The organism is Pseudomonas synxantha, from assembly GCF_900105675.1.
In the GTDB taxonomy this organism is placed as follows: Bacteria; Pseudomonadota; Gammaproteobacteria; order Pseudomonadales; family Pseudomonadaceae; genus Aquipseudomonas; species Aquipseudomonas synxantha.
In genome coordinates this window covers 4,015,192-4,036,779 of record NZ_LT629786.1, presented here as the reverse complement: position 1 = coordinate 4,036,779, position 21,588 = coordinate 4,015,192, and the positions used below count along the sequence as shown (strand labels likewise).

Here is a 21,588-nt window from a genome sequence, read left to right as displayed (position 1 = left end):
CGTCAGAAATTTCACGAAAGTGTGAATTTCGGCGCTAATCTGCTGACTGACAAGCGCAAGCCTGGTTTTTCCAGGCTTTGTGCTATCAGTTGCTGCAAAAGGTTTGCATGACTGTTTTTTTTCACTGGATATCCGGATTTCGATGCGCAGTCCCAATTGGTTGTTCCTCGTCTTGCTCTTGTTGCTGGCTGGCCTGCAGTACCGCCTATGGGTCGGTAATGGCAGCTTTGCGCAGGTGGAAGAGCTGACCCAGCAAATTGCCGACCAGCGTGCCGAAAACGAACGCCTGCTGGAGCGCAACCGCGTCCTCGACGCCGAAGTGCTTGAGCTGAAGAAAGGTACCGAGACCGTTGAAGAGCGGGCTCGCCATGAGTTGGGCATGGTCAAGGAGGGCGAGACCCTCTACCAGTTGGCCCAATGAACCGTGATATACCGGCCTTCTGGGCCGTGATTCCTGCCGCGGGCGTTGGTGCCCGTATGGCTGCGGACCGTCCCAAGCAATACCTGCAATTGGGCGGGCGCACTATTCTCGAACACAGCCTTGGCTGTTTCCTCGACCATCCATCGCTCAAGGGCCTGGTAGTCAGCCTTGCTGTGGATGACCCTTATTGGCCGACCCTGGCGTGTGCCACGGACCCGCGTATCCAGCGTGCGGACGGTGGCTCGGAGCGCTCGGGCTCGGTGCTTAATGCGCTGCTGCACCTCAATGCCCTGGGCGCCAGCGATGACGACTGGGTACTGGTGCACGACGCTGCGCGTCCCAACCTGAGCCGTGATGACCTTGACAAGCTCTTGGCTGAACTGGCGGACGACCCGGTGGGCGGTCTGCTGGCGGTGCCGGCTCGCGACACGCTCAAGCGCGTCGACAAGCATGGCCGCGTGGTGGAAACCATCGACCGCAGCCTGATCTGGCAGGCTTATACGCCGCAGATGTTCCGCCTGGGGGCCTTGCACCGCGCCTTGGCCGACAGCCTGGTAGCAGACGCCGTGATCACCGACGAAGCATCGGCCATGGAATGGTCCGGCCAGGCGCCGCGGCTGGTCGAAGGACGTGCGGACAACATCAAGGTCACCCGCCCCGAAGACCTTGAATGGCTGCGTCAGCGCCGGGCTTATCAGGCCTCCTGACCCTCAGCCGTAGACTTGCTCCAACCCGGGCAGGGTTTTCAGCTCGCTCACCAATGCCTCAATGCTGTCGAATGGCTTCTCATCAATAGGCCAGCCGGCAACGTTGATGAAGTACCGACCCTCCTGGTTGTTGATCCTGAAACTGCGCAGGTCCCCACGTCGGGACCTATAGTCAATGTGGGTGGTCTCGGTGAGCATGAATTGGCCTGGCCGTGTCAGCAGTGTCTGGGCCGACTTCACCACTCGACTATGGGAAGGGCCGGGCTGTGGTTCCATTGAATGCTGCAAGACGGCAGGGTCGACGCGCAAGACCAGGTTGGCTTTGACCGTAGCTTCCCCTTTGTTGAGGCCCAGGCTGGCAGTGCGCCCCGGATCGACTTCGATGCCCAAGGGGTGGGCGCCCACTCTATCTTCTATCCGCAAGCCGATGCTGCTGGTGAGTTCGGCCACCCCAGGGATGTCCTTGAAGGTATTGGTATGGGTATCGCCCACCAGTGCGACCCATTTACCTGGTTGGCGCTTGGAGGTCTGGATCCACTGGATCACCTCGGTGGCGTAATAATTCATCATTCGCTGGCGCAGGGTTCCCGCGCTGTCGCGCATATCGCGAAGTACGTAGCTCACGGTACAGTCGATCGGCTGGATCTTGATCCCGGCGTCGCGGGCTTTGGTCACGACATTTCTGAATGAGTAATAGTGGTTTCGGGGCAGTGGGTAGATCCCGTTCAGAAAGTTTGTCAGCTCCTCGGCCATGGGGGCGCTCTTGGACCGGTAAAATGCCTTCAGCATTGGAATATGCACATCTGTCAGCAGATGTTCGAAGTAAATGCGTTTGACACCCTGGCTGGCGAGTAGCTGCATGTTGTCGATCAGAAAGGCTTTGCTCGATTCGGCGCTGTGGCTTTCGCCGACCACTAGGCCGTCACTGGCACGTAGCAATTTCTCGATAATGCTCTGCTGTGATTCGTTCAAGCTCAAGCGGGGGAGTACCGGCTGCAGGGGCGAATAGGGCAGGTGGTTAAAGAAGATCGCTGAATCCTGGTTTAATTGGTTTCTTTTCTCAAAGAATAGTTGGCGAGCGTTGGTGATCGATTGTGCATCCATGCCGAAGGGCTCGAAGTCTTCCGAAAATGAGCTGGTGTCGGTAAGCATCTGCACGAGGATCTCGCGCACCGGCGCCGGCATCTGGTAGGTGCTGAACAAACTCGACTGCTCAGTGCCGCCGAACAGTTTGTAAACCCGTTGCCAGGCATTGCGAAATGCCCCACCTCCGGCCAGGCCGGCACGCCGCCATTGTCGGTCGGTGCTCTGGATAGCGTAGAGACCTGTGGATTGGAGTGTCTCCGGGGCTTCTGGGTTGTTCACGAAGAGTTCAAAAAAGCCCCAGGAATTTGGGGTTTTGTAGGTCAGGAAGGTCTCCCCCTGAATCTTGACGGTCTGCAAACCGCTGGGTGCTGTTGCAGCGACCAAGGGGCGGGTCTCAGTTTGGATCGACGCGGGGGGCTCAGTGATAACCCTGGCACTGATCTGACCCTCCTCTGCACGCGTGGCCGGGCCAAGCACAGGGCGCAACGCCTCAAGACTGCTCACGCCTTTACTGATGCCATGGATAACCACCGGGAGGGCGTTCAAGGCGCCGAACACAATGCGCTCAACGGCGTGGGGTTTGTCTTTAATCACGTCATCGGCGCCGATAGCCATTCCAGTCAAGCCCGATGTCACGAAGCAAAACTCCGCCAGCAGCGCCGTGCCCATGGTCAGTGCCACCGGGATCGCCAGCAGACAAGCCTTTTCCAGCGCGTCAAGGGTGTCGGTCTTGAGTGTGTCCAAGGGCGAGACAATGGTTTTTGCCGCCAGCTTTGCAATGCGAGTGCGGATCTGCCGCGCGATATAGGCAAATGGATTGCTTCTGAGCGCCGGATACATCGGATTATTGATGTATTGCTCGGGGTCCCAGTAGCCGTTGTGCAACAAACTATTGAAAAAACCGGGAGGGCTGGAAGATTCCGGGTACATCGCCATGCCGATCAATGCTTCCTCGACACCGCTGTAGAGCAGGCCGGAGTCAATCGAGTCGGGTTCAAAGTGGTTGGTCAGGGCTTTGCGCTGGGTCGGGTCCCTGGCCAGCCTCACCAGCACATTGCGCATGTCCGCCGGGGTGTTGAAACCATGGATGGGCGAGGAGTTTCCCGGTATGTACAGCAGGGTGATCTGGCTCTGGTTGTCGGTAATCGTGAGGATGTCGGTGGCTTCGGATTGATGAATACGCAACATGCGCACGGACAGGTTTGCATCGGACGGATAGGGCGCCTGGAAGTCTTCGAGGGTCAGGTTGCTGGCGTCCCTGTCGATGCCGATACCTGCCGCTCGGGCGGCCAATTGCCGTTCTGCTTGGGTAAGTGTGAATTCTTCGTACTGATGGAGGTAAGCCTTGGTGAATGCGATGCGCATCAGGGTGGTGTAATTGTCCCGATGTTCGCCCCAGAACAATGTCACGGCCTTGTCGTAAGTTTGTTCGAAGTTGCTTGAGTCAATGACCTTCCTGAGAACGGCAGGCGCCATCTCCAATTGGGTGGTCGGGTCGTAGACCTGAGGCTCGCTTTGCCGGTAGAGCGCCTCATACCGTCTGGGCGGGATCCAGCCGGACGTAATGAACTCTTCGTTGAACATCTGCGGAATGCGGTTATCCATCAGGCGCGGTAATTCATCAACGATATTGAAATACGGCGCGGTGGTGGAAAAGCCCGTAGTGTTGATCATGCCGCCAGGGGCGGGGGGCGCATTGCAGATCATGGCCTCGGTCAGGCTCATGGATTGGACGATCTGTGCGCTGTAGGCCGTGTTGGGGTTGTCGATGTTGTATTCAAGGGTGGTCAGGAGCGTGGTGTCCGGGTCCAATGGCTCCTGGCTGAACGGTTGCAGATGCTCGTAAAGCAATTGGGCGGCGATGGCGCTCGGCACCGGAAAGTCGGCCAGGACCTTACGGACAAAATGATTGATATGCTGGAGTTGTTCGGCGTTGGACGTCATGGGCTTGCCTGGTTTTGCAGTGGAAGCGGCTATTTACCGGTAGCCAGGCAATGCACGGGCGGTAGTTGTTTATGCTCGATAGACCGCGTTGTCACCCAGGCCTTCTTTGAGAAAGTCCACCAGTTTCCTGACCTTCGGCGACAAATGCCGCTGCTGCGGATACAGCGCCCACACCGCGGTATTTGGCGGTTGGTGGGCCTCCAGCAAAGACACCAACGTCCCGTGTTGCAAATGTTCCAGTACGTAGTAATCAGGCAACTGGCATAACCCCACGCCTTGCAAAGCCGCGTCGAGTACCGCTTGCCCGCTGTTGCAGCGCCAATTGCCCTGCACACGCTGGGAAAATTCCCGCCCGTCCTGGGCCAGTTGCCAGATATCCGAACTGCCAATCAGGCAATTATGTCGACTCAGTTCCGACAGGCTATGTGGCCGACCATAGCGTTCAAGGTAGGAAGGCGAGGCGCATAGGTACATGCGCCGCGGCGCCAGGCGGCTGGCAACCATGCGCGAGTCTTGCAGTCGCCCCAGGCGGATAGCCAGGTCGAGGCCTTCATGGACCAGGTCCAGCGCACGATTGGTCAGCTCGATATCCACGCGCAATTGCGGATAGAGCGCCATGAACCGCGTGACCAAGGGCACGATAAAGCGTTCGCCGTACGCCACGGCACAGGTCATGCGCAACATGCCCTTGGGCTCACTGGTGAGGTCGCCGACCGCGCGCAACGCTTCTTCGCGACCGTCCTGCAAGCGTTGGCAGTGTTGCAGGAAGGTCTGGCCGGCTTCGGTCAACGTCACCCTGCGTGTGCTGCGGTACAGCAGTCGGGTTTGCAGGCGTTCTTCCAGGCGCGCTACTTGCCGGCTGATGTGGGAGGACGATACCCCCAGCCGCTCCGCTGCTGCCGTGAACTGGCTGCATTCGGCCACCGCAACGAACTCATCGATGCCTTCCCAGCGGTTCTCCAGCATTATCATTGTCCCCGTACAGCAATAATGTTTTGCTTTTGCCTGGATTATTAATCAGTGGGTGATGTTTTACACTCCCTCTCTCAGTTTTTAACCCGATGGAGAAACCCGGATGATCAAGTCCCGTGCCGCCGTAGCCTTCGAAGCCAAAAAGCCCCTTGAGATTGTTGAAGTGGATGTCGCCATGCCCAAGGCCGGCGAAGTGCTGCTGCGGGTGGTGGCGTCCGGCGTGTGCCATACCGATGCCTATACGTTGTCGGGCGCAGACCCTGAAGGTATTTTCCCGTCGATCCTCGGCCATGAAGGCGGTGCAGTGGTGGAAGCCATCGGCGAAGGCGTGACCTCCGTCGCAGTCGGCGATCATGTGATCCCGCTGTACACCCCGGAATGCGGCAAGTGCAAATTCTGCCTGTCGGGCAAGACCAACCTGTGCCAGGCCATCCGTTCTACCCAAGGCAAAGGCCTGATGCCGGATGGCACCACGCGTTTCTCCTACAAAGGCCAGCCGATTTTCCACTACATGGGCACCTCGACCTTCTCTGAGTACACCGTGCTGCCGGAAATCTCCGTGGCCAAGATTTCTAAAGAAGCACCACTGGAAAAAGTCTGCCTGCTCGGTTGCGGCGTCACCACCGGCATCGGCGCGGTGCTCAACACCGCCAAGGTCAAGCCGGGCGATACCGTGGCTATCTTCGGTCTCGGCGGTATCGGCCTGTCGGCTGTGATTGGTGCGGTCAAGGCCAAGGCCGGGCGCATCATCGCCATCGATATCAACCCGGCCAAGTTCGAAATTGCCAAGCAGCTGGGCGCTACCGATTGCATCAACCCGAAAGACTACGACCGCCCGATCCAGGACGTGATTGTCGACCTGACTGACGGTGGCGTGGATTTTTCCTTCGAGTGCATTGGCAATGTGCAGCTGATGCGTGCGGCCCTCGAGTGCTGCCACAAGGGCTGGGGTGAATCGGTGATCATCGGTGTGGCCGGTGCTGGCCAGGAGATCGCCACGCGTCCGTTCCAGCTGGTCACCGGGCGCGTCTGGCGCGGTTCGGCGTTCGGTGGCGTGCGGGGGCGTACTGAATTGCCAAGCTATGTGGAAATGGCCCAGACCGGAGAAATTCCGCTGGATACCTTTATTACCCACACCATGGGCCTGGAAGACATCAACAAAGCGTTTGACCTGATGCACGAAGGCAAGAGCATTCGTACCGTCATCCACTTCTGAGGTCGGCCATGAATCTGGAAAACCTTTCATGCCAGAAGAGCTTCGGCGGCTGGCATAAACGCTACAAGCATCATTCCGATGTACTCGGTTGCGACATGACCTTCGCCGTCTACCTGCCGCCGCAAGCGGAGCAGGGCGGCAAGCTGCCGGTGTTGTACTGGCTGTCCGGCTTGACCTGCACAGATGAAAATTTCATGCAGAAGGCCGGCGCCCAGCGCATGGCTGCCGAGCTGGGCCTGATCATCGTCGCACCGGACACCAGCCCTCGTGGCCCGGGTGTACCGGACGATCCGGACAACGCCTGGGACTTCGGCCTCGGTGCCGGCTTCTATCTGAATGCCACCCAGGAACCCTGGGCCAAGCACTATCGGATGCATGATTATGTGGTGCAGGAATTGCCGGCACTGGTGGAGGCGCATTTCCCTGCGTCGGAAAAACGCGGCATCAGCGGTCATTCCATGGGTGGGCACGGTGCGCTGGTGTGTGCGCTGCGTAACCCAGGGCGATACCAATCGGTATCGGCTTTTTCGCCGATCACTAATCCGATGGACTGTCCGTGGGGCCAGAAAGCCTTTTCCCGTTACCTTGGCGAAGAGCGTTCGAAGTGGCGTGAATGGGACGCCTGTGTGTTGATCAGCGAAGCCTCGGAAAAGCTGGCACTGCTGGTGGACCAGGGCGATCGTGACGACTTCCTCGAGGTTCAGCTCAAGCCGCAGGCACTGATGCAAGCGGCCAAGGCGGCCAACCATCCGCTGGAATTGCGCCTGCAACCCGGCTACGACCACAGCTACTTCTTTATCGCCAGCTTCATCGAAGACCATTTGCGACATCATGGTCGCGCTTTGCTCGGTTAATGTGAGGCAAAAGTAGGTAGAATCACGCCCTGAATTAAATCGGGGCGTTTTTTTATGCGTATTGGCCACGGCTACGATGTGCACCGTTTCGCTGAAGGCGATTTCATCACCTTGGGCGGCGTGCGCATTGCTCACCATCATGGGTTGCTGGCCCATTCCGACGGCGACGTTGTCTTGCATGCCTTGAGCGATGCCTTGCTCGGCGCGGCGGCGTTGGGCGATATCGGCAAGCACTTTCCGGACACCGACCCCAGCTTCAAGGGCGCGGACAGCCGAGTATTGCTGCGCCATGTGGTCGGCTTGATCCACGCCAAGGGCTGGAAGGTCGGCAATGTGGATAACACCATCGTGGCCCAGGCACCGAAAATGGCCCCGCATATCGAGGCGATGCGCGCACTGATTGCCGCGGACCTGCAAATTGAATTGGATCAAGTCAACGTGAAAGCCACCACTACCGAAAAGCTCGGGTTTGCCGGTCGCGAAGAGGGCATCGCGGTGCACTCCGTCGCCTTGTTGCTGCGCGCATGAACGACCTGCAACTGCTGGGCCCACGGGCCTACGGCGAGGCCTTGGGCAGCGCGGTACTGAAGGCGACGGCTGAAGACTTCCAGGTGGATGAGGTGCTGGACATCCCGCTGACCGGCGAGGGCGAGCACCTGTGGCTGTGGGTGGAAAAACGCGGCTTGAATACCGAAGAGGCCGCACGGCGCATCGCCAAGGCTGCCGGCGTGCCGTTGCGCACCGTCAGCTATGCCGGTCTCAAGGATCGTCAGGCCCTGACCCGCCAGTGGTTCAGCGTACAGTTGCCCGGCAGGGCCGACCCGGACCTGAGCGGCGCGGAAAACGACACCCTCAAGATCCTCAAAACCACCCGACATAAGCGCAAGTTGCAGCGTGGCGCGCATTCGGCCAATGGCTTTACCTTGCGCCTGACCCAACTGGCCGGCGACACCGCCGCCATCGACGCACGTTTGCAGTTGATTGCCCAGCACGGCATACCCAATTATTTCGGTGCCCAGCGTTTCGGCCACAACGGCGGCAATGTGGTGGATGCCCGCGAATGGGCAGCGCGCAAGGCCCTGCCGGAGCAACGCAATGTGCGCTCGCGGCTGCTGTCCACTGCCCGTAGCTACTTGTTCAACAAAGTCTTGGCGGCGCGTGTCGCCGACGGCTCCTGGCAGCGCGCCCAGGTGGGTGACCTGCTGGCGTTTACCGACAGTCGCAGTTTTTTTCCGGCCGGGGAGGCTGAATGCAGCGACCCGCGCCTGGCGATCCTGGACCTGCATCCAACTGGTCCGCAATGGGGCGAAGGTGATTCGCCAGCGACAGGTCTTACACATGAACTGGAACAATCTGTCGCCGCCAGCGAAGCCGACCTGCGTGATTGGCTGGTGAATGCGGGCATGAGCCAGGAACGTCGCATTCTGCGACTGCCCATTGGCGGGTTGACGTGGCATTATCCCGGGCCTGACATTCTGCAATTGGAATTCGTCCTGCCGGCCGGATGCTTCGCCACTGTCTTGGTGCGCGAGCTTGTTGATCTGGTGCCGGTGGGGCAGACGGACAGCCCATGCGTATTCTGATATCAAACGATGACGGTGCCACCGCACCCGGTCTTGCCGCGCTCTATGCTGCGCTGCAAGATTATGCCGAGTGCGTGGTGGTTGCCCCCGACCAGGACAAGAGCGGCGCCAGCAGTTCGCTGACGCTCCACCGTCCGCTGCACCCGCAGGTCCTGGCCAATGGCTTTATCAGCGTGAACGGTACTCCCACCGACTGCGTGCACCTGGCGATCAACAGCTTGCTGGAGCATCAGCCGGACCTGGTGGTCTCGGGCATCAACCTGGGCGCCAACCTGGGCGATGACGTGCTGTATTCCGGCACCGTGGCGGCGGCCCTTGAGGGGCGCTTTCTCGGGCGCACCGCGTTCGCTTTTTCCTTTGCCTCGCGGCAGTTGGATAACCTGCCGACGGCGGCCTATTTCGCACGCAAGCTGGTGGAGGCCCATGGTTCCCTGGACCTGCCGCCGCGTACCGTGCTCAACGTCAATATCCCCAACTTGCCCCTCGACCATATCCGCGGTATCCAGTTGACGCGCCTGGGCCATCGCGCCCGTGCGAAGGCGCCCTTGAAGGTGGTCGATCCGCGGGGTAAGGAAGGCTATTGGATCGCCGCGGCCGGGGATGCCGAGGATGGGGGTGAGGGGACGGACTTTCATGCGGTGATGCAAGGTTATGTATCCATTACCCCGTTGCAGTTTGATCGCACCTTTAGTGATGCCTTCAGTGGTCTCGATGGCTGGCTGGAGGGACTGCGTTGATGGCTCGTGAACAAGACGACCTGCTGCGCCGTGGCATCGGCATGACTTCCCAGCGCACCCGGGAGCGATTGATCCAGCGTCTTTATGAAGAAGGCCTGTCCAACGCCCAGGTGCTGGAAGTCATCCGGCGTACGCCGCGGCATCTGTTTGTCGATGAGGCCTTGGCGCACCGCGCCTATGAAGATACGGCGTTGCCCATCGGCCACAACCAGACCATTTCCCAGCCCTACATGGTTGCGCGCATGAGCGAGCTGCTGCTGGCGGCGGGGCCGCTGGATAAGGTGTTGGAGATCGGTACCGGCTCCGGCTACCAGACGGCCGTGCTGTCGCAACTGGTGGAGCGGGTGTTTTCGGTGGAGCGCATCAAGGTGCTGCAGGACCGGGCCAAGGAACGTCTGGTCGAGCTGAACCTGCGCAACGTGGTGTTCCGGTGGGGCGACGGTTGGGAAGGCTGGCCGGCATTGGCGCCGTACAACGGTATCATCGTCACTGCAGTGGCTACAGATGTGCCGCAAGCCTTGCTGGATCAATTGGCACCCGGCGGGCGGCTGGTCATCCCAGTGGGCTCCGGCGAAGTGCAACAGTTGATGCTTATCATCCGTGAAGAAGAAGGTTTTTCCCGGCATGTGCTGGGTGCGGTGCGCTTCGTGCCGTTGCTCAATGGTCCGCTGGCCTGATCATTTATTCGCAAACAGTGAATTCTGTTGGCGGGTATGTGTCTTACGGCGGGGTCTATTGAATCAACATGCTTGGCGATCGGTATTAAACATGATGAATTTTTCGTTTCAGTCATGTGCCAGTAGAAGGCCAATGCCCAGTTATACTTGCGTCATATTTCAAGCCTGATACAGGCGTTAATGTTCAGCCACCACAAAGGGAGCGGCGGGTGAGTCTCACAGGTCCTGCGCAGCGAATGAGTAAAACAAGCTTTCAGCGACTGGTGCTTGGCCTTGTCTTGAGTTCCTTATTGGCGGCTTGTTCGAGCACGCCATCCGGCGGTGCGCGTGTCGTTGACCGCACCAACGCCGCACCGCAAAGACCGACGGTGACCACCGGCCAATACGTGGTGCGCAAAGGTGACACCCTGTTTTCGATTGCCTTCCGCTACGGCTGGGACTACAAGGCACTGGCCGCCCGTAACAACATTCCTGTGCCCTATACCATACACCCAGGGCAAACCATCCGTTTCGATGGTCGCAGCGGGTCGGCACCCACGGCAGTTGTGACAAAGTCCGGTTCCTCGCCATCGTCTTCGAGCAAAACCACCGTCATAACCCGGCCGGCCGGCAGCGCTGCGCCTACGGTTGCGAGCAAGTCGCCCCCCGCGCCGTTGCCCCCTGCAGGGCCTGCGCCGACGGGTTGGGGGTGGCCTTCAAACGGCGTGTTGATTGGAAAATTCTCTTCAAACGGTAGTTTGAATAAAGGCATTGATATCGCCGGGGATTTGGGACAGCCTGTTTTAGCTGCGTCTGATGGGACAGTTGTATACGCCGGGAGTGGTTTGCGGGGCTACGGCGAGCTGGTCATCATCAAACACAGTGATACCTACGTCAGTGCCTACGGTCATAACCGCAGGCTGTTGGTTCGGGAGGGGCAGCAGGTCAAGGTCGGACAGACAATTGCCGAAATGGGTTCAACGGGTACAGACCGGGTGAAACTGCACTTTGAGATTCGCCGCCAAGGGAAACCTGTAGATCCGCTGCAATTCCTGCCCCGTCGTTGATAGGTTGCACAGCCTGTTCCTAGCGTAGAAGGAACAGGCTCCAGCGTTGCCAAGGATAAAGGCGTCGCTTGAGCTTGAGGTCGAACTCACCAAAGGACTATAACAATGGCTCTCAGTAAAGAAGCGCCGGAGTTTGACATCGACGATGAGGTTCTCCTTGAAATGGAGAATTTCACCGATAAGGAATCGATGTCGAATGATGAAGGGTCTGCACCGCCTTCAGTTCGCACCAAATCCAGGAACTCCACTGCGTTAAAGCAACACAAGTACATTGATTACACGCGGGCGCTTGATGCTACCCAGCTGTACCTCAATGAAATCGGTTTTTCCCCTCTGCTGACCCCCGAAGAAGAAGTCCATTTTGCGCGCCTGTCGCAAAAGGGCGATCCGGCCGGGCGTAAACGCATGATTGAAAGCAACCTGCGTCTGGTGGTGAAAATCGCCCGCCGCTATGTCAATCGTGGGCTGTCGCTGCTGGACCTGATCGAGGAAGGCAACCTGGGCTTGATCCGGGCGGTGGAGAAGTTCGACCCTGAGCGGGGCTTCCGCTTTTCAACCTATGCCACCTGGTGGATTCGCCAGACCATCGAACGGGCGATCATGAATCAGACCCGCACGATCCGGTTGCCGATCCACGTGGTCAAGGAGCTCAACGTCTACCTGCGGGCAGCCCGTGAGCTGACGCAAAAACTCGATCATGAACCTTCACCCGAAGAGATCGCCAATCTGCTGGAAAAACCGGTAGGGGAGGTCAAGCGCATGCTGGGCCTCAATGAGCGCGTGTCTTCGGTTGATGTCTCGCTGGGGCCGGATTCGGATAAAACCCTGCTGGACACCCTGACAGATGATCGTCCGACAGATCCTTGCGAGCTGTTGCAGGACGATGATCTTTCCCAAAGTATTGATCAGTGGCTGTCGGAGCTCACGGACAAGCAGCGTGAGGTGGTGATTCGCCGCTTCGGCCTGCGCGGCCATGAGAGCAGCACCCTGGAGGATGTGGGCCTGGAGATTGGCCTGACCCGTGAGCGGGTGCGGCAGATCCAGGTGGAGGGCCTCAAGCGCTTGCGTGAGATCCTCGAGAAGAATGGCTTGTCGAGTGAGTCGTTGTTCCAATAACGATCCTGCTTGAACGCTTGAACGCTTGAACGCTTGAATGTGGGAGGGGGCTTGCCCCCGATTGCAGTGGAACAGTCGCCAGATGCATCGACTGGGCTGCCGCAATCGGGAGCAAGCCCCCTCCCACATTTTTTTGTGCCTGGCAGTGGATGGGTGCTAACGCCAAATCCCAGGCATAAAAAAACCCCGCTTTTGAGGGCGGGGTTTTTTCGACTAAGTCAGTACAAGTTAGATAACTTGAACTTCTTCAGCTTGCATGCCTTTCTGACCGCGGGTAGCGATGAAAGAAACCTGTTGGCCTTCTTTCAGGCTTTTGAAGCCGTCGGATTGGATAGCTTTGAAGTGAACGAACAGGTCGTCACCGGATTGTGGAGTGATGAAGCCGAAGCCTTTTTCATCGTTGAACCACTTAACGGTACCAGTTTGGCGATTAGACATGGTGTATCTCCTTGGACAAAGTTAACTGCGACTCAGGAAAAGCCCTGGCCGAGACTGAGTGCAAAGAGCAGGAAAAATTCTTGGAGATGGTTGGATCGAAATTCAACATATCGTGTAGAGATTCTCAGTGACACAAGCAGCACAGTGGCGCCACCTTAACCCTTTTTCCGGAACGTGCCAATGGTATTTCCGAAGGTTTCTCTATTTTCGTGACTGGCGGTGGTATTTACCGTCACCCTTGGCAGCGATCCGGGTCCCGGCCCCGCTGGCTGCGGCATATAGACGGCAGTACATTCAGCAAGAAAACCCCTGCGGCCTTTGAACCCCAACGCCGGCCCCGGTAAGATGGCCCACAGTTTTTTCTACCTCGCTATTCAGGACACCGCCATGAGCATCAAATCGGACAAGTGGATTCGCCGCATGGCGCAGGAATACGGCATGATCGAGCCGTTCGTCGAGCGCCAGATTCGTGGCGAAGGCGACGAGCGGGTTATTTCGTACGGGGTTTCCAGCTATGGCTACGACGTGCGGTGCGCCGATGAATTCAAGGTGTTCACCAACATCAATTCGGCCATCGTCGACCCGAAGAACTTCGATGAAAAGAGCTTCGTCGACGTCAAGAGCGACGTGTGCATCATCCCGCCAAACTCCTTCGCCCTGGCGCGCACCGTGGAGTTCTTCCGTATTCCCCGTGACGTGTTGACCATTTGCCTGGGTAAAAGCACCTACGCGCGCTGCGGCATTATCGTCAACGTGACGCCGCTTGAGCCGGAATGGGAAGGCCATGTGACCTTGGAGTTCTCCAACACCACGACGTTGCCGGCGAAAATCTACGCCAACGAAGGTGTGGCGCAGATGCTGTTCCTGCAGTCCGATGAAGCTTGCGAAGTGTCCTACAAAGACCGCGCCGGCAAGTATCAGGGCCAGCGTGGCGTTACGCTTCCGCGCGCTTGATCGAAAGCTCCTACCGGTAAAGGGAATTAGTCTGCGCAAAGTGACTCTATCTAGGTGTACTGCCTCGGCGCGTGCAAAACGCGCCGGGCCACGCTTGAGGAGTACCTTATGAAGATCGATCCGCGAATCAGCGCAGAACTTGCCCGGCTTGAACCCAACCAGATTGGCGTTCTGGCCTGGTCCCTGATGGCCAATCCCGCCCATGCAGGCGGCATTCCGGGCCAGCCCGAACCCGATTATCCACAGCCTACCGAACCCGGTGAGCCGACCCTGCCAGACGAGCCACCACCGGCACCTGTCGCCTGATACCCGGATGGCCGGTCAGCACTTCACTGAATCGGCCAGACCGCCTGATCGCCGATCACAAAGATTTGGCGGTCATCGTCCTGCTCCACGGCATAACCGCCCGTAAATGCGCCAAACGCTGGCAGCAGGCTGACCCGTCGGCCGATCTGGAAGCACGGTAGGCGCAGACGCTGGCGCCCTTTGCCGCGCAGGTGGTACACGGGGTGCACATGCCCCGCCAGTACATAATGAGTGGGATGGTCGGTCGGTTCATGTTGCAGGGCGAAAGGGCCCATCAGCAGCGGCTCAGGCACCACCTCAATCCTCAAGTCCATAGGCGGGTCGCCCGCACGTTTATCGTGATTGCCGCGAATCAGGGTCATGATTAGGGTCGGATTGCGTTCACGCCAGGCTCGGATCGCGCTGAGGGTGCCGCTGGCGTGGGAGCCAGGTCCGTGGAGGAAGTCACCGAGAAAGATCAACTGTGTGCAAGGCAGGGCCGCTAACAGTTTGTCCAGACGTTCCAGATTGGCCGTGGTGGTGCCCTGGGGCACAGGTTGCCCGAGGCTGCGGTAGGCCGATGCCTTGCCAAAATGCGCATCGGCAACCAGCAGGCACTGACGGTCGGGCCAGTACACGGCCTTGTCCGCCAATAACCACAGCTCTTGGCCTTCCAATGTCAGTGCACGATGCATCAACCTGTTCCTTTGTCTGCGACTTTTTCCAGGTCCTTGACCATCCGTGCAATGCGCTCCGAGAGTTTTTCCGAACTCATGCTCTCGCGCATGCGTTCCACCAGCAGCGGGAAGGCCAGGGGCGTAGGCCGCTGGATCAGGTGCAGATCCAGCTTCAGCGCCGATAAATGGCTTAAGGTCTGCTCCAGCCGACGAATATCCAACTCATCGCGCAGCACTTCTTCCCCGGCCTGGGCCAGCAGCAGGTTCTGCGGGTCATATTGCTTGAACACTTCAAAGAACAGACCGCTGGACGCTTGCACCTGCCGCGTACTCTTCGGTGCGCCAGGATGACCGGCAAATACCAGCCCGGCGATCCGCGCAATCTCGCGAAAGCGGCGCAATGCCAGCTCGCCGGCATTGAGGCTGGCGGCCACGTCGTTGAGCAAGTGCTCGGGGCTCAGCAACGCTGCATTCAGCAACTTTGGCCAGTGCACCTCGGTAGCGCTCAATAGCTCCAGGCCATAATCATTCACGGCAATCGAAAAGGTCAGCGGCTGCTGTTGGCTGACGCGCCACGCCAGCAAGCTCGCCAGCCCCAAGTGCACCTGGCGCCCGGCGAAGGGATAGAGAAATAGATGCCAGCCCTCCCGCGATTGCAGCCTTTCAGCCAGCAAATTCTCGCGTGTGGGCAGGCCGGACCAGCGCAGCTGGGTTTGCAGCAACGGTTGTACCGCCTGCATCTCCGGGCCTTCGAAGTGCCCCTGCGCCGCGGCGTCAAAACGCTCGATCACCGCCTGGGCCAGCTCGTTTGAAAGCGGCATGCGCCCGCCATTCCAGCGGGGCACGGCGGCTTTTTTGGCGTTACTGCGGCGCACATAGGCGGTCATGTTTTCCACCCGTACCAACTCCAGCAAGCGCCCGGCGAACAAGAAGCCATCCCCAGGCTTGAGCCGGGCAATAAAGCCCTCTTCGACACTGCCCAGGTGCTTGCCACCGCCGCCTTTGCTCCAGAATTTCAGCTGGATACTGGCATCGCTGACGATGGTCCCCACGCTCATGCGATGGCGACGCGCCAGGCGTGCGTCGGGGACACGCCAAATACCCTGTTCGTCGGGCTCCACGCGCCGGTAATCCGGATAAGCCGTCAGCGACAGGCCGCCATGGCGTACAAAACCCAAGGCCCAGGTCCAGTCGGCCTCGCTGAGATCACGATAGGCCCAGGCGCCGCGCACTTCCGCCAGCAATGCATCCGGGGTAAATCCGCCGCCCAGGGCCATGCTGACCAGGTGTTGTACAAGCACATCCAGCGGCTTGTGCGGCGATTCCCGCGCTTCGATACGCCGTTGGGCAATCGCCTCCTGGGCCGCGGCGGCTTCCACCAGCTCCAGGCTGTGGGTCGGCACCAGCGTCACCCGTGATGGCCGCCCGGGCGCATGGCCGGAGCGCCCGGCGCGTTGCATCAGTCGCGCCACACCTTTGGCAGAGCCGATCTGCAATACCCGCTCCACTGGCAGGAAGTCTACCCCCAGGTCCAGGCTTGAGGTACACACCACCGCCTTGAGCTGGCCGTCTTTCAAGGCGCGCTCCACCCAGTCCCGGGTCTCCCGGGATAACGAGCCGTGGTGCAGGGCAATCAATCCCGCCCAGTCCGGGCGGGCGTCGAGTATCGCCTGATACCAGATCTCCGATTGCGCCCGGGTATTGGTAAACACCAGGCAACTGCTGCTGGCCTCCACCTCGGCGACCACCTGCGGCAACATCTTCAAGCCAATGTGCCCGGCCCAGGGAAAACGCTCGGTGACGGGCGGCAGTAAGGTGTCGACCCTCAATTCCTTGGCAGTTTGCCCCTGTAGATTGACCCCGCCACCCTGTGGCACCAGCACTTCCAACGCGTGGGCCTGATTACCCAAGGTCGCCGAAATGCCCCACACCATCAGCTCAGGATGCCAGTGCCGCAAGCGTGCCAGGGCCAGTTGCAACTGCACGCCGCGCTTATTGCCGATCAATTCGTGCCATTCGTCCACGATCACCATGCGCAGGTGCGCCAGGCTCGTTTCACTGTCGGCCCGTGCGAGCATCAGCGTCAGGCTTTCCGGGGTGGTGACCAGTGCCGTGGGTTGGCGGCGGGTCTGGCGCGCGCGTTCGCTGCTGCTGGTGTCGCCGGTACGCAGGCCCACGCTCCAGGGAATTTGCAGGGCGTCCAGCGGTGCCTGCAGGGCGCGTGCGGAGTCGGCGGCCAAGGCACGCATCGGCGTGATCCACAGCACCGTCAGCGGCTCAGCGGGTGGCTTGCGCTTTCCCGTTGCGGGCGGGCGGGTGATGGCGAAACGGTTGAGGGCGGCAAACCACAAGGCATAGGTTTTACCTGCGCCGGTGCTGGCATGCAGCAGCCCCGACTGGCCAGCCTTGACCGCTGCCCATACGTGTTTCTGAAAGGCGAACGGTTTCCAACCTTTGGCGGCAAACCATTGTTTGGCGAAATCGGGGTTTTTTGCCATGCGGCAGCGGACGCTCTGGAGGCTCTATTGCAGAGACCCTCCAGGCGTCACAAAGGTTTACTTCAAATTGCCACTTAGAAACTGCTGCAGGCGCTCGCTTTTCGGATTGCCCAGCACATCCTCGGGGGTGCCTTGCTCTTCCACCAGGCCCTTGTGCAGGAACAGCACTTGGCTTGAGACCTTGCGCGCAAAGCTCATCTCGTGGGTCACCATAATCATGGTGCGGCCTTCCTCGGCCAGGCCCTGGATCACCTTCAACACTTCACCCACCAGTTCCGGGTCGAGGGCCGAGGTGGGCTCATCGAACAGCATCACCTCCGGCTCCATGGCCAGTGCGCGAGCGATGGCTACCCGCTGTTGCTGACCACCGGACAGGAACGCCGGGTACTGATCGGCTACACGTGCCGGCAACCCGACCTTGTCCAGGTAGCGACGGGCACGGTCTTCGGCGTCTTTCTTGCTGCACCCCAGCACGCGGCGCGGGGCCATGGTGATGTTTTCCAGCACGCTCATATGGCTCCACAGGTTGAAGTGCTGGAATACCATCGCCAACCGTGTGCGCAGGCGTTGCAGCTCGGCATCGTCGGCCACGCGCATACCGTGGCGGTCGCTGACCATGCGGATCGTTTGGCCGTCCAGGGTCATGGCGCCATCGTTGGGGGTTTCCAGGAAGTTGATACAGCGCAGGAAGGTACTCTTGCCCGAGCCACTGGCGCCGATCAGGCTGATCACATCACCGGTCCTGGCCTTGAGCGACACGCCTTTGAGCACTTCATTGTCGCCATAGCTTTTATGCAGGCCTTCAACGGTCAGTTTGTACATGGGGCGTGCATCCTCAAGGCGAAAGTAGATAGCCGCTGCGGTAGGCCTGCGTGCCGGCGACATGGCCGATCACCATTCCGGCAGTGGCCATGCGGCGTAGTGAGCGGGCGTAAAGCAGGCCCGCGTGCTGACAGTGCACGGGCGTCACACGGTCGGTAATGGGGTCGATGATGTCGGCGACCAGCTGCCCGGCCTCCAGGTAGTCACCCGGCAAGGCACTGAACACCAGCAAGCCGCCCACCGGGGAGATGACTGGTTCCACACCTGCCAATGGAGTCGCCGGGTAGGCCAGGGCGGGCAATGGCGCTACGTCGCCGCTGATGGCGCCGAAATGGATCAGGTAATCGATGATGGCCTGGCAGTCCGACGCAGCGAGGCCATGAGTGACATCGCCTTGGCCGCGCAACTCGACGGTCACTGACAAGCTGCCCATGGGGATCGGGAAGCGCTCGCCGAAGCGTTGCTGCAACTGCCACCACACCAGGGTGAAACACTCATCAAAGGATTGCCCGCCAGAGTCGGTGGCCAGCAAGCTGGCCTGCGAGCCGAGGTAGCGCGCCAAGGGTTCCACTCGCGGCCAGCCCTGGGGCGTGGTGTACAGGTGCGCTACGGCTTCGAAGTCGCAATGCAGGTCCAGCACCAAGTCGGCATCACAGGCCAGGCGTTGCAGCACCAGGCGTTGGGATTGCAGCTGGGTCTGGGGCGTCTGCGCGGCCAGGGCGTTGGACAAGGCTGTGCGGATCAATTGGATATTGTGTTGGGGATCATCGCCCAGGCGCTCTTCGATTTGGTCGCCGACCGCTTCGCTGAGGTCGACAAACAAACGATTGAAGTTCTGCCCGCTTTCCAGTTCGTAGCGGCCCAAGGGGATGTCCATCAACACTTGTTCGAGGCCCACGGGATTGGCGACAGGCACCAGCACGATTTCGCTGCGCAAGCGTCCGGCTGCCGCCAGCTCTGCCAGGCGCGCCTTGAGGTGCCAGGCCACCAGCATGCCCGGTAGTTCATCGGCATGCAGGGAGGACTGGATGTAGACCTTGCCCGCGGCCTGTTCCGGGCCGAAGTGAAAACTGTGCAATTGCCGCGCCGTGCCCGGCACCGGCGCGATCAGGTCATGTTGCTGATGTCGCATGCAGGTTCCTTAGTGGCTCGGCCCGAGGAAGGCCAGCCAGCGGCGCTCCGCCAGGCGAAACAGGCCGACCAGGGCAAAGGTCACCGCGAGGTAGATCAGCGCGGCGATGCCGAACGATTGAAAGGTCATGAAGGTGGCGGAGTTGGCGTCCCGTGCCACCTTGAGAATGTCCGGGATGGTCGCGGTAAACGCCACCGTGGTCGAGTGCAGCATCAGGATCACTTCATTGCTGTAATAGGGCAACGAGCGGCGCAGTGCCGAAGGCATGATCACGTAGGCGTACAGCTTCCAGCCGCTGAGGCCGTAGGCCTTGGCCGCCTCGACTTCGCCGTGGGCCATGCTGCGGATCGCCCCGGCGAAAATCTCCGTGGTGTAGGCGCAGGTGTTGAGGGCGAAGGCCAGAAGGGTGCAATTCATTGCATCGCGAAAGAACGCATCCAGCACCGGCTGAGCACGCACTGCCGCGATGCTGTAGATGCCGGTGTAGCAGATCAACAACTGGATATAGAGCGGCGTGCCGCGAAACAGGTAGGTGTAGAACTGCACCGGCCAACGCACCAGGCGCTTGCGCGAGACGCGGGCGATGGACAGCGGGATCGACACCAGGAAACCGATGACGAGGGCGGCGCTGAGCAACCACATCGTCATGGCCAGGCCGGTGATGTGCTGGCCGTCGCTGTAAAGGAAGGGGCGCCAGTATTCCTGCAACAGTTCGATCATCGCACTGCCTCCCGGGCGCCTGCGGAGTAGCGACGTTCAAGCCGGCGCAAGACAAAATTGGAGGCGCTGGTAATCAACAAGTAGATCAGGGCGGCGAGTACCAGGAAATAGAACAGTTGATAGGTGCTCTTGCCCGCGTCCTGGGCTGCTTTCACCAAGTCTGCCAGACCGATGATCGACACCAGCGCGGTGGCCTTGAGCATCACCATCCAGTTATTGCCGATGCCCGGCAGGGCAAAGCGCATCATCTGCGGGAAGGTCACGTAGCGAAACCGCTGACCGCGCTTGAGCCCGTAGGCAGTGGCGGCTTCCAGCTGGCCGCGGGGCACCGCGAGGATCGCGCCGCGGAACGTTTCGGTAAAATAGGCGCCGTAGATAAATCCCAGGGTAATCACCCCGGCGCTGAACGGATCAATCTCGATGTATTCCCATTCCATGAAGTCGGTAAAGCCGCTGAGCCAGGTTTGCAGGCTGTAGAAAATCAATAGCATCAGCACCAGGTCCGGCACCCCACGAATCAACGTAGTGTAGAGCTGGGCGGGAATGCGCAGGAAGGGCAGGCTGGATAGTTTGGCGCTGGCGCCGAGCAGGCCCAGCAAGACGCTCACGGCCAGGGACAGCACCGATAACTTGATGGTCATCCAGGTGCCTTGCAGCAACAGCGGGCCGAAACCCTTCAAGCTGAACGCGCCCAGCCCGAGGGTTTGCAACAGATCTTCGAACATAAATCAGGACCTATGGCGATAGAAAAGCGCCCCTACCGAGGAGGGGCGCCCCAGGCATTATTTGCCGCTGTACAGGTTCAGATCGCCAAAGTGTTTTTTCTGGATGGTGGCGTAGGTGCCATCATCGTGTAACGCTTTGATACCTTTATCCAAAAGGGCCTTCAGCTCAGTGTTACCTTTTTTGATACCGATGGCAGTTTTCGACGGCAGCAGCGGGTCGTCAATGGCTGCGCTGACTTCGTAGCCGGCACCTGCTGGCGACTTGAGGAAACCCAATTCAGCTTGCAGCATGTCCTGCACGGAAGCATCAAGGCGCCCGGAGGTCAGGTCGGCGTAAACCTGGTCCTGGTTGGCGTAGGCCTTGGTGGTCACACCGGCTTTATCCAGCACGGCCTTGGCGTAGGCTTCCTGGATGGTGCCTTGCTCATAGCCTACGGATTTGCCCTTGAGGGATTCAGGTGTCGAATACCCAGCGCCTTTCTTGAACACCAGCGAGGTGGGGCCGGAGAACAGTTCATTGGAGAAGTCGATCGCCTTCTCGCGCACTGGCGTCACGGTCATGGAGGAAATCACGCCGTCGAACTTGTTAGCTTTCAGACCCGGAATCATGCCGTCGAAGTCGCTTTCGACCCACTTGCACTTGACCTTCAACTCCGCACAGATCGCATTGCCCAGGTCGATATCGAAGCCCACCAGGCTGCCGTCGGCGGCTTTGGATTCGAACGGTGCGTAGGAGGGGTCGACACCAAAACGCAATTCCTTGTATTCCTTGGCGCTAGCAACACCAGCAGCCATGCACAGAGCCAGTGCAGAAAGGGTCAGCAATGCTTTTTTCATTAGGTAATCCCTGGAAACCAAGATAAGCGCTTTTGGCGCGTTTAGGACTGTTACTGAGCGGTGTCAGACGGATCACAAGTAGCAATTTCTGCACCATAGTTCCGGATGGGCTTTTTAAAAGGTGGGATAAGGCAAATCGGA

22 protein-coding genes are annotated in these 21,588 nt (G+C 59.6%); 12 read left to right on the top strand and 10 right to left on the bottom strand.

Annotated elements, in window-relative coordinates; genetic code table 11:
• Positions 1 to 142 precede the first annotated feature (142 nt).
• Both ftsB and ispD read left to right on the top strand, forming a co-directional pair.
• A complete protein-coding gene (gene ftsB, locus BLU48_RS18780; RefSeq protein WP_003189195.1) occupies positions 143 to 421 on the top strand; it encodes a cell division protein FtsB in 279 nt (92 codons plus the stop codon).
• Complete coding sequence (gene ispD, locus BLU48_RS18775) at positions 418 to 1,128, top strand: 2-C-methyl-D-erythritol 4-phosphate cytidylyltransferase (RefSeq protein WP_057021921.1); 711 nt, start codon at positions 418 to 420, stop codon at positions 1,126 to 1,128. Before ftsB ends, ispD begins: the two co-directional genes overlap by 4 nt.
• Before the next feature lie 3 nt (positions 1,129 to 1,131).
• Here ispD and BLU48_RS18770 read toward each other — a convergent pair whose 3' ends face one another.
• Both BLU48_RS18770 and BLU48_RS18765 read right to left on the bottom strand, forming a co-directional pair.
• Positions 1,132 to 4,158 (bottom strand): membrane-targeted effector domain-containing toxin, encoded by a 3,027-nt coding sequence (locus BLU48_RS18770; protein ID WP_057021922.1) that lies wholly within the window; start codon positions 4,156 to 4,158, stop codon positions 1,132 to 1,134.
• Between the two features lie 69 nt (positions 4,159 to 4,227).
• Complete coding sequence (locus BLU48_RS18765) at positions 4,228 to 5,124, bottom strand: LysR substrate-binding domain-containing protein (RefSeq protein WP_057021923.1); 897 nt, start codon at positions 5,122 to 5,124, stop codon at positions 4,228 to 4,230.
• 109 nt (positions 5,125 to 5,233) lie between these two features.
• On the opposite strand from BLU48_RS18765, the gene BLU48_RS18760 reads away from it, so the two are divergent.
• The 8 genes from BLU48_RS18760 (at position 5,234) to rpoS (ending at position 12,359) form a co-directional block, all read left to right on the top strand.
• Positions 5,234 to 6,346, top strand: a complete 1,113-nt coding sequence (locus BLU48_RS18760) for an S-(hydroxymethyl)glutathione dehydrogenase/class III alcohol dehydrogenase (RefSeq protein WP_043049632.1) — start codon at positions 5,234 to 5,236, stop codon at positions 6,344 to 6,346.
• 8 nt (positions 6,347 to 6,354) lie between these two features.
• Positions 6,355 to 7,200: an S-formylglutathione hydrolase gene (gene fghA / locus BLU48_RS18755; protein ID WP_057021924.1), complete on the top strand. Its 846-nt coding sequence runs from the start codon at positions 6,355 to 6,357 to the stop codon at positions 7,198 to 7,200.
• A gap of 54 nt (positions 7,201 to 7,254) precedes the next feature.
• Complete coding sequence (gene ispF, locus BLU48_RS18750; protein ID WP_057021925.1) at positions 7,255 to 7,728, top strand: 2-C-methyl-D-erythritol 2,4-cyclodiphosphate synthase; 474 nt, start codon at positions 7,255 to 7,257, stop codon at positions 7,726 to 7,728.
• Positions 7,725 to 8,783 carry a tRNA pseudouridine(13) synthase TruD gene (truD, locus tag BLU48_RS18745; protein ID WP_057021926.1) on the top strand — a complete coding sequence of 353 codons (1,059 nt, stop codon included), beginning with the start codon at positions 7,725 to 7,727 and terminating at the stop codon, positions 8,781 to 8,783. Before ispF ends, truD begins: the two co-directional genes overlap by 4 nt.
• The gene (surE, locus tag BLU48_RS18740) at positions 8,771 to 9,520 is read left to right on the top strand and encodes a 5'/3'-nucleotidase SurE (RefSeq protein WP_046071303.1); all 750 of its coding nucleotides are present in this window, start codon (positions 8,771 to 8,773) and stop codon (positions 9,518 to 9,520) included. Before truD ends, surE begins: the two co-directional genes overlap by 13 nt.
• 41 nt (positions 9,521 to 9,561) lie before the next feature.
• A complete protein-coding gene (locus BLU48_RS18735) occupies positions 9,562 to 10,197 on the top strand; it encodes a protein-L-isoaspartate(D-aspartate) O-methyltransferase (protein WP_010176736.1) in 636 nt (211 codons plus the stop codon).
• Positions 10,198 to 10,406: 209 nt separating this feature from the next.
• Positions 10,407 to 11,243 carry a peptidoglycan DD-metalloendopeptidase family protein gene (locus BLU48_RS18730; RefSeq protein ID WP_057012041.1) on the top strand — a complete coding sequence of 279 codons (837 nt, stop codon included), beginning with the start codon at positions 10,407 to 10,409 and terminating at the stop codon, positions 11,241 to 11,243.
• 105 nt (positions 11,244 to 11,348) lie between these two features.
• Positions 11,349 to 12,359, top strand: coding sequence for an RNA polymerase sigma factor RpoS (gene rpoS, locus BLU48_RS18725; RefSeq protein ID WP_057021927.1), 1,011 nt, complete (start codon positions 11,349 to 11,351; stop codon positions 12,357 to 12,359).
• Positions 12,360 to 12,587: 228 nt separating this feature from the next.
• Here rpoS and BLU48_RS18720 read toward each other — a convergent pair whose 3' ends face one another.
• Positions 12,588 to 12,797: a cold-shock protein gene (locus tag BLU48_RS18720; protein ID WP_002554837.1), complete on the bottom strand. Its 210-nt coding sequence runs from the start codon at positions 12,795 to 12,797 to the stop codon at positions 12,588 to 12,590.
• 387 nt (positions 12,798 to 13,184) lie between these two features.
• Between BLU48_RS18720 and dcd the strand changes: the two genes are divergently transcribed.
• Together dcd and BLU48_RS18710 are read left to right on the top strand one after the other, a co-directional pair.
• The gene (dcd, locus tag BLU48_RS18715) at positions 13,185 to 13,751 is read left to right on the top strand and encodes a dCTP deaminase (RefSeq protein ID WP_057022234.1); all 567 of its coding nucleotides are present in this window, start codon (positions 13,185 to 13,187) and stop codon (positions 13,749 to 13,751) included.
• 108 nt (positions 13,752 to 13,859) lie between these two features.
• Positions 13,860 to 14,057 carry a hypothetical protein gene (locus BLU48_RS18710; RefSeq protein ID WP_005785769.1) on the top strand — a complete coding sequence of 66 codons (198 nt, stop codon included), beginning with the start codon at positions 13,860 to 13,862 and terminating at the stop codon, positions 14,055 to 14,057.
• A gap of 23 nt (positions 14,058 to 14,080) precedes the next feature.
• Here BLU48_RS18710 and pdeM read toward each other — a convergent pair whose 3' ends face one another.
• From pdeM to BLU48_RS18675, 7 genes are read right to left on the bottom strand one after another with little or no spacing between them, the layout of a single operon-like run.
• Complete coding sequence (pdeM, locus tag BLU48_RS18705) at positions 14,081 to 14,731, bottom strand: ligase-associated DNA damage response endonuclease PdeM (protein ID WP_057021928.1); 651 nt, start codon at positions 14,729 to 14,731, stop codon at positions 14,081 to 14,083.
• Positions 14,731 to 17,211 carry a ligase-associated DNA damage response DEXH box helicase gene (locus BLU48_RS18700; RefSeq protein WP_057021929.1) on the bottom strand — a complete coding sequence of 827 codons (2,481 nt, stop codon included), beginning with the start codon at positions 17,209 to 17,211 and terminating at the stop codon, positions 14,731 to 14,733. The genes pdeM and BLU48_RS18700 overlap by 1 nt, the downstream gene beginning before the upstream one ends.
• 57 nt (positions 17,212 to 17,268) lie before the next feature.
• A complete protein-coding gene (locus BLU48_RS18695) occupies positions 17,269 to 18,033 on the bottom strand; it encodes an ABC transporter ATP-binding protein (protein WP_046071308.1) in 765 nt (254 codons plus the stop codon).
• Between the two features lie 13 nt (positions 18,034 to 18,046).
• Positions 18,047 to 19,165, bottom strand: coding sequence for a succinylglutamate desuccinylase/aspartoacylase family protein (locus BLU48_RS18690; protein WP_057021930.1), 1,119 nt, complete (start codon positions 19,163 to 19,165; stop codon positions 18,047 to 18,049).
• A 9-nt stretch (positions 19,166 to 19,174) separates the two neighbouring features.
• Positions 19,175 to 19,885, bottom strand: coding sequence for an ABC transporter permease (locus BLU48_RS18685; RefSeq protein ID WP_057021931.1), 711 nt, complete (start codon positions 19,883 to 19,885; stop codon positions 19,175 to 19,177).
• Positions 19,882 to 20,610: an ABC transporter permease gene (locus tag BLU48_RS18680; RefSeq protein ID WP_057021932.1), complete on the bottom strand. Its 729-nt coding sequence runs from the start codon at positions 20,608 to 20,610 to the stop codon at positions 19,882 to 19,884. Before BLU48_RS18680 ends, BLU48_RS18685 begins: the two co-directional genes overlap by 4 nt.
• A 57-nt stretch (positions 20,611 to 20,667) precedes the next feature.
• Entirely contained in the window at positions 20,668 to 21,447 is a 780-nt protein-coding gene (locus tag BLU48_RS18675; RefSeq protein ID WP_046071312.1) for a transporter substrate-binding domain-containing protein, read from the bottom strand.
• Between the last annotated feature and the right edge of the window lie 141 nt (positions 21,448 to 21,588).